The sequence below is a fragment of the Pseudomonas paraeruginosa PA7 genome (assembly GCF_000017205.1).
In the GTDB taxonomy this organism is placed as follows: Bacteria; Pseudomonadota; Gammaproteobacteria; order Pseudomonadales; family Pseudomonadaceae; genus Pseudomonas; species Pseudomonas paraeruginosa.
Window position 1 is genome coordinate 620073 of sequence record NC_009656.1, and the last position, 15639, is coordinate 635711.

At 69.1% G+C, this 15639-nt stretch carries 15 protein-coding genes; 8 read left to right on the plus strand and 7 right to left on the minus strand.

The window, feature by feature from the left end; genetic code table 11:
• Window positions 1–46 precede the first annotated feature (46 nt).
• The 8 genes from bioF (at window position 47) to PSPA7_RS02895 (ending at window position 10016) form a co-directional block, all read left to right on the plus strand.
• Complete coding sequence (bioF, locus tag PSPA7_RS02860; protein ID WP_012074070.1) at window positions 47–1252, plus strand: 8-amino-7-oxononanoate synthase; 1206 nt, start codon at window positions 47–49, stop codon at window positions 1250–1252.
• A complete protein-coding gene (locus PSPA7_RS02865) occupies window positions 1245–1967 on the plus strand; it encodes an alpha/beta fold hydrolase (RefSeq protein ID WP_012074071.1) in 723 nt (240 codons plus the stop codon). Before bioF ends, PSPA7_RS02865 begins: the two co-directional genes overlap by 8 nt.
• Entirely contained in the window at window positions 1960–2784 is an 825-nt protein-coding gene (gene bioC, locus PSPA7_RS02870; protein WP_012074072.1) for a malonyl-ACP O-methyltransferase BioC, read from the plus strand. The genes PSPA7_RS02865 and bioC overlap by 8 nt, the downstream gene beginning before the upstream one ends.
• Before the next feature lie 3 nt (window positions 2785–2787).
• The gene (bioD, locus tag PSPA7_RS02875) at window positions 2788–3474 is read left to right on the plus strand and encodes a dethiobiotin synthase (RefSeq protein ID WP_012074073.1); all 687 of its coding nucleotides are present in this window, start codon (window positions 2788–2790) and stop codon (window positions 3472–3474) included.
• Window positions 3475–3583: 109 nt separating this feature from the next.
• The gene (locus PSPA7_RS02880) at window positions 3584–3814 is read left to right on the plus strand and encodes a hypothetical protein (protein WP_003153351.1); all 231 of its coding nucleotides are present in this window, start codon (window positions 3584–3586) and stop codon (window positions 3812–3814) included.
• Window positions 3815–4151: 337 nt separating this feature from the next.
• Window positions 4152–5957: a phenylacyl-CoA dehydrogenase gene (locus PSPA7_RS02885; protein ID WP_003153352.1), complete on the plus strand. Its 1806-nt coding sequence runs from the start codon at window positions 4152–4154 to the stop codon at window positions 5955–5957.
• A gap of 212 nt (window positions 5958–6169) precedes the next feature.
• Window positions 6170–7966 carry an acyl-CoA dehydrogenase C-terminal domain-containing protein gene (locus PSPA7_RS02890; protein ID WP_012074074.1) on the plus strand — a complete coding sequence of 599 codons (1797 nt, stop codon included), beginning with the start codon at window positions 6170–6172 and terminating at the stop codon, window positions 7964–7966.
• A 271-nt stretch (window positions 7967–8237) separates the two neighbouring features.
• Window positions 8238–10016: an acyl-CoA dehydrogenase C-terminal domain-containing protein gene (locus PSPA7_RS02895; RefSeq protein ID WP_012074076.1), complete on the plus strand. Its 1779-nt coding sequence runs from the start codon at window positions 8238–8240 to the stop codon at window positions 10014–10016.
• Between the two features lie 244 nt (window positions 10017–10260).
• Here PSPA7_RS02895 and nirN read toward each other — a convergent pair whose 3' ends face one another.
• From nirN to PSPA7_RS02930, 7 genes are read right to left on the minus strand one after another with little or no spacing between them, the layout of a single operon-like run.
• Entirely contained in the window at window positions 10261–11742 is a 1482-nt protein-coding gene (gene nirN / locus PSPA7_RS02900) for a dihydro-heme d1 dehydrogenase (RefSeq protein ID WP_012074077.1), read from the minus strand.
• Complete coding sequence (gene cobA, locus PSPA7_RS02905) at window positions 11733–12572, minus strand: uroporphyrinogen-III C-methyltransferase (protein ID WP_012074078.1); 840 nt, start codon at window positions 12570–12572, stop codon at window positions 11733–11735. Before cobA ends, nirN begins: the two co-directional genes overlap by 10 nt.
• A gap of 10 nt (window positions 12573–12582) precedes the next feature.
• Window positions 12583–13746, minus strand: a complete 1164-nt coding sequence (gene nirJ / locus PSPA7_RS02910; RefSeq protein ID WP_012074079.1) for a heme d1 biosynthesis radical SAM protein NirJ — start codon at window positions 13744–13746, stop codon at window positions 12583–12585.
• Entirely contained in the window at window positions 13740–14255 is a 516-nt protein-coding gene (gene ahbB / locus PSPA7_RS02915) for a siroheme decarboxylase subunit beta (protein WP_012074080.1), read from the minus strand. The genes nirJ and ahbB (PSPA7_RS02915) overlap by 7 nt, the downstream gene beginning before the upstream one ends.
• Complete coding sequence (locus tag PSPA7_RS02920) at window positions 14230–14673, minus strand: Lrp/AsnC family transcriptional regulator (RefSeq protein WP_003157620.1); 444 nt, start codon at window positions 14671–14673, stop codon at window positions 14230–14232. The genes ahbB (PSPA7_RS02915) and PSPA7_RS02920 overlap by 26 nt, the downstream gene beginning before the upstream one ends.
• Complete coding sequence (gene ahbB, locus PSPA7_RS02925; RefSeq protein WP_003157621.1) at window positions 14666–15190, minus strand: siroheme decarboxylase subunit beta; 525 nt, start codon at window positions 15188–15190, stop codon at window positions 14666–14668. Before ahbB (PSPA7_RS02925) ends, PSPA7_RS02920 begins: the two co-directional genes overlap by 8 nt.
• On the minus strand, window positions 15187–15639 hold the full coding sequence (locus tag PSPA7_RS02930; protein ID WP_003157622.1) for an AsnC family transcriptional regulator: 453 nt from the start codon (window positions 15637–15639) through the stop codon (window positions 15187–15189). Before PSPA7_RS02930 ends, ahbB (PSPA7_RS02925) begins: the two co-directional genes overlap by 4 nt.

Consider the following 15639-nt stretch of genomic DNA (forward strand, 5'->3'; position numbering starts at 1 on the left):
GTGGACGGGCGCGCCCGCGTCCGTCCAGCAACACGAGCGACCTGCCATGTCCTTCGATCTCGCTTCCCGCCTTGCCGCCCGGCGCGCGGAAGACCTCTACCGCCAGCGACCGCTGCTGCAGTCGGCCCAGGGCCCGGACGTCGTGGTCGACGGCCAGCCGCTGCTGGCCTTCTGTTCCAACGACTACCTCGGCCTGGCCAGCCATCCCGAGGTGATCGCCGCGCTGCGCGCCGGCGCCGAGCGCTGGGGCGTCGGCGGTGGCGCCTCGCATCTGGTGGTCGGCCACAGCGGGCCGCACCACGAGCTGGAGCTGGCCCTCGCCGAATTCACCGGGCGGCCGCGCGCACTGCTGTTCTCCACCGGCTACATGGCCAACCTCGGCGCGGTCACCGCGCTGGTCGGCAAGGGCGACACGGTGCTGGAGGACCGCCTCAACCATGCTTCGCTGCTGGATGCCGGACTGCTTTCCGGGGCGCGCTTCTCGCGCTACCTGCATAACGACCCGGCGAGCCTCGCAGCGCGCCTGGACAAGGCCGAGGGCAATACCCTGGTGGTGACCGACGGGGTCTTCAGCATGGACGGCAATCTCGCCGACCTGCCGGCCCTGGCCGCCGTCGCGCAGGCCCGCGGCGCCTGGCTGATGGTCGACGACGCGCATGGCTTCGGCCCGCTGGGCGCCGCCGGCGGCGGCATCGTCGAACACTTCGGCCTCGGCCAGGAGCAGGTGCCGGTGCTGATCGGCACCCTCGGCAAAGGCTTCGGCACCGCCGGCGCCTTCGTCGCCGGCAGCGAGGAACTGATCGAGACCCTGGTCCAGTACGCACGGCCCTACATCTACACCACCAGCCAGCCTCCGGCGGTGGCCTGCGCCACCCTGAAGAGCCTGGAGCTGCTGCGCCGCGAAAGCTGGCGGCGGGAACACCTGGCGGCGCTGATCGCGCGTTTCCGCCGTGGCGCCGAAGCGCTCGGCCTGACCCTGATGGACAGCTTCACGCCGATCCAGCCGATCCTGGTCGGCGGCAGCCGCCAGGCCGTGGCCCTGGCCGACATGCTCCGCGCGCGCGGGATCATGGTCGGCGCGATCCGCCCGCCGACCGTGCCGGCCAACAGCGCGCGGCTGCGCGTCACGCTGTCCGCGGCGCATAGCGAGGCACAGGTCGACCGCTTGCTCGAAGCCCTCGGCGAAAGCTGGCGACAGCTGTCGTCTAGCCTTCTGGCAGAGATCGAAGCCGAGGAGGGAGACGATGCGTGACCACCTGATCCTGCTGCCGGGCTGGGGCCTGGGCAGCGCGCCGCTGGAACCGCTGCGCGACGCGCTGCACGAGCGCGAGCCACACCTGAACGTGCTGATCGAGCCGCTGCCGTCGCTGGCCGACGCCGCCGACTGGCTCGACGAACTCGACGACAACCTGCCGCGCGACAGCTGGCTGGCCGGTTGGTCGCTAGGTGGGATGCTCGCCAGCGAACTGGCGGCGCGGCGCGGCGATGACTGCCGGGGGCTGCTGACCCTGGCCAGCAACCCGTGCTTCCGTGTGCGCGAGGACTGGCCGAACGCGATGCCGGCGGAAACCTTCGAGGACTTCTTCGAGGCCTTCCTGCTCGAACCGCACCTGACCCGCAAGCGCTTCACCCTGCTGGTCAGCCAGGGCGCACGCGACCCGCGGACCCTGGCGCGGCAACTGCAGGTGGCGCTGCCGCAGCTGGAGCGCGAGGCGCTGGTCGCCGGCCTGCAGTTGCTCGGCCAACTGGATACCCGAGCCGCCCTGGAAAACTTCCGCGGGCCGCAATTGCACCTGTTCGCCGGGGCCGATGCGCTGGTGCCGGTGGCGGCCGCCGAGGCCCTGCTCGAGTGGCTGCCGGACGTCGAGGTCGCGACCCTGGCGGCCAGCCACGGCCTGCCGCTGGAATGCCCGGACGAGGTGGCCGGCGCGATCCTGAGATTCCTCCGCGAGGGTGACGATGCCTGACCTTTCCGCGCCGCTGCTGGCGCCCCATGGCGTTGCGGCGCTGCCCGACAAGCGCCAGGTCGCCGCGTCGTTTTCCCGCGCGGCGGCCAGCTACGACGCGGTGGCCGAACTCCAGCGCGGCGTTGGCGAGAGCCTGCTGGCTGCATTGCCGGAAGGCTTCGCGCCGCGCCGCTGGGTCGATCTCGGCTGCGGCACCGGCTACTTCAGCCGCGCCCTGGCGCAGCGCTTCGGCGGCGGCGAAGGCCTGGCCGTGGATATCGCCGAAGGCATGCTGCGACATGCCCGCGCGCGCGGCGGCGCCAGCCATTTCATCGGCGGCGACGCCGAGAGGCTGCCGTTGCGCGACGGCAGTTGCGACCTGCTGTTCTCCAGCCTGGCCATCCAGTGGTGCGCCGACCTCCCGGCGGTGCTCGCCGAGGCGCGACGGGTCCTGCGGCCGGGTGGCGTGCTGGCGTTCAGCAGCCTGTGCGTCGGGACCCTGGGCGAGTTGCGCGACAGCTGGCGGGTGGTGGACGGCTTCGTCCATGTCAATCGCTTCCGCGCCTTCGCCGACTATCTGCAACACGCCGCCGGCAGCGGCCTGCTACCGCTGGTCCTGCGCCATGAAGACCGCGTGCTGCATTTCCCCGACCTGCGCAGCCTGACCCACGAACTCAAGGCGCTGGGCGCGCACAACCTCAACCCCGGGCGCCCCGATGGCCTCACCGGGCGCCAGCGCATCCGCGCGCTGGTCGCCGCCTACGAGCGTTTCCGCCAGCCCGGAGGGCTGCCCGCCACCTACCGCGTCGTCTTCGGCGTGCTGCGCAAGGATTCCTGAACCATGCCGGCGTTTTTCGTCACCGGGACCGATACCGAGATCGGCAAGACCACCATTGCCGCCGGCCTGCTCCACGCGGCCCGGAGTGCCGGCCTGAGTACCGCCGCGGCGAAGCCGGTGGCGTCCGGCTGCGAAGCCACGGCGCAAGGCCTGCGCAATGGCGACGCGCTGGCGCTGCTCGGCGAGTGTTCGCTGGCGCTGGCCTACGAACAGGTCAATCCGCTGGCCTTCGAGCCGGCCATCGCCCCGCACCTGGCGGCGCGCGAGGCCGGCGTCGAGCTGAGCGCGGCGCGTCTGCACGACGCGGTGCGCGAGGTGCTGGCGCTGCGGGCCGATTTCACCCTGGTGGAAGGCGCCGGCGGCTGGCGGGTGCCGTTGCAGGGTCGCGAGAACCTGTCCGACCTGGCGCGCCTGCTGGGGCTGCCGGTGGTGCTGGTGGTCGGCGTGCGCCTGGGCTGCATCAACCATGCGCTGCTCAGCGCCGAGGCGATCCTTGGCGACGGCCTGGCGCTGGCCGGCTGGGTAGCGAACATCGTCGACCCGGCCACCTCGCGCCTGGAGGAGAACCTGGCGACCCTCGCCGAGCGCCTGCCGGCGCCCTGCCTGGGCCGCGTGCCGCGCCTGGCCGACGCCGGTCCGGCGGCGGTGGCCGCGCACCTCGACCTGCGCCCGCTGGGCATCGGGCTATAAACAGCCGGCCGCCCATAACCAACGGGCGGTACCCAGCGGCGGCCAAGTCTGCTTGAATAGAAGCCACTTGCTATCGCAGTGGCGCATGCGCGCCTCCAAGGAGTCGACGGTGGAAATCTCCGGCAACGCTTTCGTCAGTGGCCTGAACACGCTGCAGTCGGGTAGCGCCCGCGTCGCCCAGGCCGGCAGCGAGATCGCCCGCAATGCCGTCGAGGCCCGTTCGCCCCAGGCCGAGCAGATGCTCGAGCTGACCCGCGGCAAGCTCGAGGCGCAGAGTGGCGCGCGGGTCATCGAGGTGGCCGACGAGACCCTCGGTACGCTGATCGACACCCACGCCTGACCCTTCGCGGCCGACCGACGGCCGCGCCTACGCTTTTCCGACTGTCACCCGGCCGCTGCAGGCGCCTGCCGGGCGCTTTGCCATGGGCTTCACCGAACCAGGCGAAACCGCCCGGGATACCGGGGCGGCCAGCGATTTGCGGGCATGACCGGGCGGTCGGTTCGGATGCTTGACAAGGGATTGGCGTAAACGTATGTTTCAAACGCCTGTTTGAGAGTCGGGACGCATGAGTGCGTCCGGCAAAGGCGACCGGGAACGATCCCGTACTGCGACCGCAGACTCCTGGACATCCGTCCGGTCGCCGATTAACCAGAACCCTTCGTAGAGGTTGACTGCTATGCCTGATTACAAGGCCCCCTTGCGTGATATCCGTTTCGTTCGCGACGAGCTGCTGGGCTACGAAGCGCACTACCAGAGCCTGCCGGGCGCCGAAGACGCGACTCCCGACATGGTCAACGCCATCCTCGAGGAAGGTGCGAAGTTCTGCGAACAGGTGATCGCTCCGCTGAACCGCGTCGGCGACCTGGAGGGCTGCACCTGGAGCGCCGAGGGGGTGAAGACCCCGAGCGGCTTCAAGGAAGCCTACCAGCAGTTCGTCGAAGGCGGCTGGCCGAGCCTGGCCCATGACGTCGAGCACGGCGGCCAGGGCCTGCCGGAATCCCTCGGCCTGGCCATCAGCGAGATGGTCGGCCAGGCCAACTGGTCCTGGGGCATGTACCCGGGCCTGTCCCATGGCGCCATGAATACCCTGCACGCCCACGGCACCGCCGAGCAGCAGGCGACCTACCTGACCAAGCTGGTCTCCGGCGAGTGGACCGGCACCATGTGCCTGACCGAGCCGCACTGCGGCACCGACCTGGGCATGCTGCGCACCAAGGCCGAGCCGCAGGCCGACGGCAGCTACAAGGTCACCGGCACCAAGATCTTCATCTCCGCCGGTGAGCACGACATGGCCGACAACATCGTCCATATCGTCCTGGCCCGCCTGCCCGACGCTCCGCAGGGCACCAAGGGCATCTCGCTGTTCATCGTGCCGAAGTTCCTGCCCAACGCCGAAGGCAACGCCGGCGAGCGCAACGCGGTTTCCTGCGGCTCCATCGAGCACAAGATGGGCATCCACGGCAACGCCACCTGCGTGATGAACTTCGACGCCGCCACCGGCTTCCTGATCGGCCCGCCGAACAAGGGCCTGAACTGCATGTTCACCTTCATGAATACCGCTCGCCTGGGTACCGCGCTGCAAGGCCTGGCCCATGCCGAAGTCGGTTTCCAGGGCGGCATCGCCTATGCCCGCGAGCGTCTGCAGATGCGTTCGCTGACCGGGCCGAAGGCGCCCGAGAAGCCCGCCGACCCGATCATCGTGCATCCCGACGTGCGCCGCATGCTGCTGACCATGAAGGCCTTCGCCGAAGGCAACCGCGCGATGCTGTACTTCGCCGCCAAGCAGGTCGACATCGTCCAGCGCAGCCAGGACGAGGAGCAGAAGAAGGCCGCCGATTCGATGCTGGCCTTCCTCACCCCGATCGCCAAGGCGTTCATGACCGAAGTCGGCTTCGAGTCCGCCAACCACGGCGTGCAGATCTACGGCGGCCACGGGTTCATCGCCGAGCATGGCATGGAGCAGAACGTCCGCGACAGCCGCATCTCGATGCTGTACGAAGGCACCACCGGCGTTCAGGCCCTCGACCTGCTGGGGCGCAAGGTGCTGATGACCCAGGGCGAGGCACTGAAGGGCTTCACCAAGATCGTGCACAAGTTCTGCCAGGCCAACGAAGCCAACGAAGCCGTCAAGGAATTCGTCGCCCCGCTGGCGCAGCTGAACAAGGAGTGGGGCGACCTGACCATGAAGGTCGGCATGGCCGCCATGAAGGATCGCGAGGAAGTCGGCGCCGCTTCGGTGGACTACCTGATGTACTCCGGCTACGCCTGCCTGGCCTACTTCTGGGCCGACATGGCGCGCCTGGCCGCCGAGAAGCTGGCCGCCGGCACCGGCGAGGAAGCCTTCTACAAGGCCAAGCTGCAGACCGCGCGCTTCTACTTCCAGCGCATCCTGCCGCGTACCCGCGCCCACGTCGCCGCCATGCTGTCCGGCGCCAACAACCTGATGGAGATGGCCGAGGAAGATTTCGCCCTCGGTTACTGATGGCACGGGCCGCTGGCGGCCCGTTCCCCAGGCATGGAAGAGCCCGCCCTTCGGCGGGCTTTTTCATGCCCGCGTTCCGCTGCATCCTGGCTGCCCGACCTCGGGGTTATGGCGTTGCATTCAGCGTCCGCAGCGTGATTGTCGCCGCCTGCCCGGCGCAGTAGCTTCGAGGGATCCGCGCCTGCCGGGCGCCCCTGCCGAGGAGAACAGAGATGCCGGAATACAAGGCTCCGCTGCGCGATGTGCGCTTCCTGATCGATGACGTATTCGACTTCCATGGACACTACCAGGCGCTGGGCGCCAGCGATGCGACCCCGGACATGGTGGCGGCGATCCTCGAGGAGGGTTCGAAGTTCTGCGAGCAGGTGCTGGCGCCGCTGAACCGTTCCGGTGACGAAGAGGGCTGCCACTTCGACAACGGCGCGGTGACCACGCCCAAGGGTTTCAAGGAAGCCTATGCGCAGTACGTCGAGGGTGGCTGGAACGGTGTCGCCAGCGATCCCGCCTACGGCGGCCAGGGCCTGCCGCACTCGCTGGGACTGCTGCTCAGCGAGATGATCGGCGCCAGCAACGTCTCCTGGGGCATGTACCCGGGCCTGACCCGCGGTGCGATGTCGGCGATCCACGCCCACGGCAGCCAGGCGCAGAAGGACACCTACCTGCCGCGCATGACCGCCGGCACCTGGACCGGCACCATGTGCCTGACCGAGCCGCACTGTGGCACCGACCTGGGCATCATCAAGACCCGCGCGGTGCCGAACGCCGACGGCAGCCATTCGATCAGCGGGACGAAGATCTTCATCTCCGCCGGCGAGCACGACCTGAGCGAGAACATCGTCCACCTGGTGCTGGCCAAGCTGCCCGATGCGCCGGCCGGGACCAAGGGTATCTCGCTGTTCATCGTGCCGAAGTTCCTCCCCGACGCCGAAGGCAACGTGGGCGCGCGCAACGCGGTCTCCTGTGGCTCCATCGAGCACAAGATGGGGATCAAGGCCTCGGCCACCTGCGTGATGAACTTCGATGGCGCCACCGGTTACCTGATCGGCGAGCCGAACAAGGGCCTGCACTGCATGTTCACCATGATGAACCACGCCCGCCTGGGCACCGGCATGCAGGGCCTGTGCCTTGGCGAGACCAGCTACCAGGGCGCCGTGCGCTATGCCCGGGAGCGCTTGCAGATGCGCTCGCTGAGCGGGCCGAAGGCGCCGGACAAGCCGGCCGACCCGATCATCGTGCACCCCGACGTGCGGCGCATGCTGCTGACCATGAAGGCGTTCAACGAAGGCAACCGCGCGCTGGCCTACTTCACCGCCCAGTTGCTCGACACCGAGCACCTGTCGCAGGACGCCGCCGAGCGCGAGCGGGCCGCCGACCTGCTGGCCTTCCTGACGCCGATCTGCAAGGCCTTCATGACCGAGACCGGGCAAGAGGTGACCAACCTCGGCATGCAGGTCTACGGTGGTCACGGCTACATCCGCGAGTGGGGCATGGAGCAGTTGGTCCGCGATTGCCGCATCGCGCAGATCTACGAAGGCACCAACGGCATCCAGGCTCTGGACCTGCTCGGCCGCAAAGTACTGGGCAGCCAGGGCAAGCTGTTGCGCGGTTTCACCAAACTGGTCCACCAGTTGTGCCAGGCCCAGGCCGGGCACCCGCAACTGAAGGGACAGGTCGCGCAACTGGCGGCGCTGAACGCGCAGTGGGGCGAGCTGACCCAGCAGGTGGGTCTGGCGGCGATGAAGAATGCCGACGAAGTGGGCGCCGCCTCGGTGGACTACCTGATGTTCTCCGGCTACGTGACCCTTGCCTATTTCTGGCTGCGCATCGCCCTGGTGGCGCGCGAGAAGCTGGATGCCGGCAGCGGCGAGGCCGCGTTCCACGAAGCCAAGCTGGCCACCGCCGACTTCTACTTCAGTCGCCTGCTGCCGCGCACCGCGGCGCATGCCGCGGCGATCCAGGCCGGCGCGGCGGGCCTGATGAGCCTGTCGGCGGAGCAGTTTTCGCTCTAGCGGCTGCCGGGGCAGGGCGTGGCGCTGCTTGTCCCGGTTTTCCTGCCTTCATCGGGGCCGTCGTATTCCCGGTGAGCTCGCTCGAGCCCGCGAAAAGCGGGCTTTTTCATGCCTGTCGCATGGAAGACCGGCGTGGACTTATCGGTCACGACGTGACGCTACAAGTCCGAAATGTTGGTGGTGTAGACTCGGCCGCGGCACGTCTTTCGTGCCTCCATTTTGTTGCCGCTGGCCCCCGGCCGGCGATCGGTACGATCGAGGATTCCCCCACATGGCTGATTACAAAGCACCGCTGCGCGACATGCGCTTCGTCCTCAATGAGGTGTTCGAGGTTTCCCGGCTCTGGACGCAACTGCCGGCGCTGGCCGACGTGGTCGACGCCGAGACCGCCGCGGCGATCCTCGAAGAGGCCGGCAAGGTCACCGCCGGTACCATCGCCCCGCTGAACCGTCCGGGCGACGAGGAAGGCTGCCAGTGGAACGCGGGCGCGGTGAGCACCCCGGCCGGCTTCCCCGAGGCCTACCGGACCTACGCCGAAGGCGGCTGGGTCGGCGTCGGCGGCGATCCGGCCTACGGCGGCATGGGCATGCCCAAGGTGATCTCGGCGCAGGTCGAGGAACTGGTCAACTCGGCCAACCTGTCGTTCGGCCTGTACCCGATGCTGACCGCCGGCGCCTGCCTGGCGCTCAATGCCCATGCCAGCGACGAGCTGAAGGACAAGTACCTGCCGAACATGTACGCCGGCACCTGGGCCGGTTCCATGTGCCTGACCGAGCCGCATGCCGGCACCGACCTGGGCATCATCCGCACCAGGGCCGAGCCGCAGGCCGACGGCTCCTACAAGATCAGCGGGACCAAGATCTTCATCACCGGCGGCGAGCATGACCTGACCGAGAACATCATCCACCTGGTGCTGGCCAAGCTGCCCGACGCCCCGGCCGGGCCGAAGGGCATCTCGCTGTTCCTGGTGCCGAAGGTGCTGGTCAACGCCGACGGCTCGCTGGGCGAGAGGAACAGCCTGGGTTGCGGCTCCATCGAGCACAAGATGGGGATCAAGGCCTCGGCCACCTGCGTGATGAACTTCGACGGCGCCACCGGTTGGCTGGTGGGCGAGGTCAACAAGGGCCTGGCGGCGATGTTCACCATGATGAACTACGAGCGGCTGGGTGTCGGCATCCAGGGCCTGGCCACCGGCGAGCGCTCCTACCAGAGCGCCATCGAATATGCCCGCGAGCGTATCCAGAGCCGCGCGCCGACCGGCCCGGTGGCCAAGGACAAGGCCGCCGACCCGATCATCGTGCACCCCGACGTGCGCCGCATGCTGCTCACCATGAAGGCGCTGAACGAAGGCGGCCGCGCCTTCTCCAGCTACGTCGCGATGCAGCTGGACACCGCCAAGTACAGCGAAGACGCGGTCACCCGCAAGCGCGCGGAAGAACTGGTGGCGCTGCTGACCCCGGTGGCCAAGGCATTCCTCACCGACATGGGGCTGGAAACCACCCTCCATGGCCAGCAGATCTTCGGCGGCCACGGCTTCATCCGCGAATGGGGCCAGGAGCAACTGGTGCGCGACTGTCGCATCACCCAGATCTACGAAGGCACCAACGGCATCCAGGCGCTCGACCTGGTGGGACGCAAGGTGATCGGCAGCGGCGGCGCCTTCTCCCGTCACTTCACCGACGAGATCAAGGCCTTCGTCGCTTCCGCCGACGAGACCCTGGGCGAGTTCAGCAAGCCGCTGGCGGCCGCCGTGGAGAACCTGGAAGAGCTGACCGCCTGGCTGCTCGACCGCGCCAAGGGCAACCCCAACGAGATCGGCGCCGCGTCGGTCGAATACCTGCACGTGTTCGGCTATACGGCCTACGCCTACATGTGGGCGTTGATGGCGCGCACCGCGCTGGCCAAGCAGGGCGAGGACGACTTCTACGCCAGCAAGCTGGGTACCGCGCGCTTCTACTTCGCCCGCCTGCTGCCGCGCATCCATTCCCTGAGCGCCTCCGTGCGCGCCGGCAGCGAATCGCTGTACCTGCTGGACGCCGAGCAGTTCTGAGGCCTGGCGCCTGTGACGGAAAGCCCCGCGATGCGGGGCTTTTTTCTGGGCGCTGTGTGGTCGGCGGATAACGCCGTTGGCGTTATGCGCCCTACGGCTCCTCGCGCAGGGCGGATGGTAGGGCGAATAGCCGCTTGCGGTTATCCGCCATTCCCGTGGTTTTTCTCGTGCCGTGATGGGACAGGGTTGTCGCGGTTCGTCGCGGGGGAGGCGGAACCTCCGTGGATGGTGTCTCGCCCGCGCCTCAATGCGAGGTTCCCTCCGCATAGCCGATCTTGTTGCCGACGTTGTACTTGCCCGACGGCTTGTTCATCGGCAGTCGCTTCACTTCCTCCAGGCTGTGCGCGTCGTAGACCACCAGCGCGCCGTCGCGGTCCCAGACGCTGAGCAGGGCGTAGCGGCCGTCGCGGGTGAACTCGACGTGGCCGGCCACCTTGCCCGGGCTGGGGCGCAGGCGATGGGCGATTTCCAGGGTCTGCTTGTCGATCAGGAGGATCTCGTCGTGTTTCTTGCCAAGGAAGGTATCGGTCCAGGCGTAGGGCGAGTCGGCATGGCTGCGCATGAAGAAGCCGGGACCGTCGGTGGCGATTTCCTTCAACGGCTTCCAGTTTTGCAGGTCGATCACCGAGATCACCCCGCGGCTGATGTTCGGCGTGGCGAACACCCAGCGTCCGTCGCGCTTCCAGTAGATGCCCGAGCCGAGGTGCGGCATGCCCGACAGCGGGATCGAGGCGACCCGTGCGCCGCTGTCCAGCTCGATCACCTCGCCGCCCCTGGCCTGCCGCGAACTGCCCAGCAGGTAGCGGTAGTCGGGGCTGAAGGAGAAGTCGTCGAGGTAGTCGGCGACCGCCAGCCGTTTCGGCGCGACCGGCTTGCCGTTGGCATAGGGCAGCTCCCACAGCTCGTGGACGTCCTTCAGGGCGACCACGAAGCTGTGCCGTGGCGGTGCCGTGTATACCGCGCTGACCCGCGAGGGCTGGCCTTGCGCGTCGGCCGCCGGGAGTACTGCGACCAGCGACAGGTCGCGGGCGTCCAGCAGCACCAGGTTGCCGGGCAGGTAGTTGCCCACCAGCACCCAGCGCCCGTCGTCGCTGACCGCCAGGTTGCGCGTGTTGAGCCCGGCGCGGACCTCGGCGACCACCTCCAGGTTGTACAGGTCGTAGAGGGTCACCCAGCCGTCGCGCGAGGCGAAGTACACCAGGCGCCCGTCCGGGGAGAACTTTGGCCCGCCATGCAGGGCGTAGCGCGAGGGGAAGCGGGCGATGGGCGCGAAGCGATCGCCGTCGAGGATGCTCACGTGGTGGTCGCCGGATTCCACCACCACGAACAGGTTCAGCGGGTCGGCCTGGAAGCGCGGCGCGGCCGGCAGCGTGGCGAGGGGATGGGGTTGCACGCGGCTGGCGCGGATATCCTCCGCGCTCCAGCGCGGCGCGTGCGACGGCGCCTGGTAGAGATAGGCGACCAGGGCATCCGCACCGGTCTCGTCCAGCTGGCCGGCGAAACCGGCCATCTGGGTCGCCGGACGACCATGCAGGATCACCTCGCGGGCCTGCGCCGGCTTCAGGCGCGACAGGCTTTCCGGGAGCAGCGTCGGGCCGCTGCCGCCGAGCCGCTCGGCGCCGTGGCAGGCCTGGCAGTGCTGGCGGTAGAGCGCCTCTCCCCGGGGCTCGGCGGCCTGCGCCAGCGGGAGCAGGAGCAGGCCGAGGGCGAGGCCGGTCAGGCGCATGCGCTGGCCTCGCCGCTGCTCGCCGGGGCGGCGTTCAGGCACGACGGCCGCGGCATCTCGCGCTCGGCGAAAAGTCCGACCACCTGGCCGACGACGATCAGGGTCGGCGGTTGCAACTGGTAGCGCCGCGCCAGCGCCGGCAGTTCCGCGAGGGGGCCGCGGGTCACTTGCTGGCGCGCCTGGGTACCCTGGCTGACCAGCGCTGCCGGGTTGTCGCCGGGGAGGCCGTGCTCGACCAGGCGCGCGGCGATCTCGGCGAGGTTGCCCAGGCCCATGTAGAACACCAGGGTCTGCCTGCCGCGCGCCAGGCCGGTCCAGTCGAGGTCGAGGTGGCCATCGTTCTGCAGGTGGCCGGTGACGAAGGTGCAGGACTGGGCCAGGTCGCGGTGGGTCAGCGGGATGCCGGCGTAGGTACTGCAACCGGAGGCGGCGGTGACGCCGGGCACCACCTGGCAGTCGACGCCGGCTTCGAGCAGGCGCTCCAGCTCCTCGGCGCCGCGACCGAAGATGAACGGGTCGCCGCCCTTCAGGCGTACCACCCGGCGTTGCTGCCGGGCCAGGCGCACCAGCAGTTCGTTGATTTCTTCCTGCGGCAGGCTGTGGTGGCCGCAACGCTTGCCGACGTAGATGCGCTGGCAGCTTTCCGGCAGCAAGGCGACCAGCTCGCGGGCGACCAGGCGGTCGTAGACCACCACCTCGGCCTGTTGCAGCAGAGCCCAGGCGCGCAGGGTGAGCAGGCCCGGATCGCCGGGGCCGGCGCCGACCAGGGCGACGCTGCCGGCGGGGAAATCGACCTCGACGAGGGACGGAGGAATCACGGTAGTGTTCATGAGGCTTTCCTTAGACGGCATGCAGCGCGATGCGCTCGAGGCCGATTTCCTGATCGCTGAGGTAGCAGCCGGGGTCTTCGCCCCAGAGGTCGCCGCTGGCCCAGGCACGGGTGCGGGTGTTGCCGTTGCAGATGTCCAGCCAGCGGCACTGGGTGCAGCGCCCGCCCACCGGACGCGGATGCTGGCGCAGTTGCAGGAGCAGCGGGTCGGGGTGCTCGAACCAGAAGTCGGCGAAGCGCTGGCGGCGGATGTTGCCGACGCTGTGGTGCCACCAGTAGCTGTCCGGGTGCACCTCGCCGGTGTTGTCGATGTTGGCGATGCCCTCGCCCGAGGCGTTGCCGCCCCAGTCCAGCAGCAGCTCGCAGAGACGCGCCAGTCGCTGCGGGCGGCGGCGCCTGACCCAGTCGAGGAGAAGGATCGCGTCGGCGTCGTTGTTGCCGGTGACGAAGTCGCTGTCGCGACCTTGCCGGATGTCCTCGTCGGCCCGTTCGAAGAGCAGCGCGAGGGCCTCGCGGGTGCGCCGGTGATGGGCGTCGAGGGCGCGGCTGCGGCGGCCGCGGCCACTGTAGTTGAGGTGCGAGAGATAGAACTTCTGCACGTCGAGTTCGCGCATCAGGTCGAGCAGCGCCGGCAGTTGCGTGGCGTTCTCCTCGGTCAGGGTGGTGCGCATGCCGACGCGGATGTCCGCCTCGCGGCACAGGCGCATGGCCGCCAGCGCGGCGTCGAAGCTGCCCTGCTTCTGGCGGAAGCGGTCGTGGGTCTCGCGCAGGCCGTCGAGGCTGATGCCGACGTAGTCGAAGCGGGCCTCGGCGACGCGCTGGATGTTGCCCTCGTCGATCAGCGTGCCGTTGCTCGACAGCGCCACGAACATCCCGGCCTGGCGCGCATGGGCGGCGATCTCGAAGAGGTCCGGGTGCATCAGCGGTTCGCCGCCGGAGAGGATCAGCACGCGCACCCCGGCGGTGCGCAGGTCGTCGATGCCGCGAAGGATTTCCGCGGTCTCCAGCTCGCCACGGAAGTCGCTGTCGGCGGAGGTGGAATAACAGTGCTTGCAGGTCAGGTTGCAGCGCCGCAGCAGGTTCCAGATCACCACCGGGGCGCGCCTGCCGCCGGCGCGGCGCGGCGCCGGCGCGTCCCCGGCGAGGCTGCGCAGGTAATGGCTGATCCTCAGCATGGACGTTCCTCCTTCTGCGCCAGGCGCAGGCCGGTCTTCTTCAGGATGCGGCTGCTCACCAGCATCTCGTCGGCGCGACAGTCCTCGCCGAGGAGCAGGCGGATCTGCTGGCGGTAGCCTTCGATCTGCGCTTCGCTGCGGCCGTGAACCATGGCGAACAGGTTGTAGCGCCATTGCGGCAGACGACGCGGGCGGCGGTAGCAGTGGCTGACGAAGGACAGCCCGCCGACCAGCCGGCCGAGGCGTTCGATGCGCTCATCGGCGACGTCCCAGACGGTCATGCCGTTGTGCCGGTAGCCGAGGCGATAGTGGTTGGGCACCGCGGCGATGCGCCGGATCACCCCGGCGTCGCGCAGGCGCCTCAGCAGCGCCAGGGTCTCCGTCTCGCTCAGTTGCAGCTGCGCGGCGATCCACGCCCAGGGGTCGGCGACCAGCGGCAGGCCGGCCTGGGTCAGTTCGACCAGGCGGCGGGCGAGCAGGGCGTCAGAGGGGGAAATGCAGGCCGACATGGTAGGTCGCCTCCTTGGGTAGGTCGAGCACCGCCAGCCCGCTCTCGCGCTCCAGCCGCGCCAGGGTCTCGGCGACCTCCGCCGGGCTGTCGCAAGCGACCACGAACCACATGTTCAGGGCGTGCTCGCGGCGGTAGTTGTGGGCGACCTGCGGCCAGCCGGCGAGCAGCGCGGCGAGCTCTTCGAAACGCGCCTCCGGTACGCTCATGGCGGCCAGGGTGAAGGCGCCGCCGAGGGGCTCGATGTCGAACAGCGGACCGAAGCGGGTCAGGGTGCCGTCGTCGAGCAGGTCGTCGAGGCGGCGCAGGATGTCTTCCTCGCGGCAATCCAGTTCGCCGGCGAGCAGCGCATAGGGGTGCGGCTCCAGCGGCAGGCCGTGTTGCAGGCGGTTCAGCAGGCGCCGGTCGAACTCATCCATGGCGGCGCTCCAGGCCGGACGGCGGCGCGGTGTAGCGGCCGCCGCACTGCTTGTAGGCGCGCAGGCTGAACAGCCAGCGGTGCGGTGCCTGGCGCAGGTCGTGGCGCTCCAGCAGGGCCGCGATCTGGCGTTCCACTTCGCAGCGCTCGCGGCCGTGGATCATGCAGAACAGGTTGTATGGCCACATCGGCAGGCGACGCGGGCGGCGGTAGCAGAGCGAGACGATCGACTCGTGGGCGAGGGCGCGGCCGACGGCGTCGACCTCCGCGTCGGCGACATCGAGCACCAGCATGGCGTTGGCGGTATAGCCCAGGGCGCGGTGGTGGAGGATCACCCCGAAGCGGCGGAACAGGCCGTCTTCGTCCCAGCGGCGGACCTGTTCCAGCACTTCGTCTTCGCCGGCACCGATGCGTTCGGCGAGCACCCGATAGGGCCGGCTGGCCAGCGGCAGGCCCTGTTCCAGCAGGTAGCGCAGGTGTTGTCGCTGCGGCGCGGCGAGGGGTTCGACAGGTTTCATCGGCTGGCCTCCAGGGGAAACGCGAGGTCGATGCAGTAGGCTTCCTGCATCGGCAGGTCGAGAGGTTGCAGGCCGGTGTCGGCGGCGATCTCCGCCAGTACCCGGTCGAGTTGCGCGCGGTCGCCGGCGGTGAGCACGAACCACAGGTTGTAGTGGTGTTCGCGCTGGTAGTTGTGGTTCACCTCGGCGTATTGGCTGATGCGCTCGGCGACCCGTTGCAGACGTTCCTCGGGCACCGCCAGGGCAGCCAGGGTGCTGGCCCCGGCGCGCTGGTGGCGGAGCACCGGACCGACCCGTGACAGAGCGCCGTCGGCTTCCAGGCGACGCAGCCGTTCGAGCACCTCGGCTTCGCTGCAACCCAGGGTTTCGGCCATCCGCCGATAGGGTTCCGCGCAGATCGGCAGGCCTTTCTGGTAGCGGGCGAGGAGGCGGCGGGAGAGGTCGTCCAT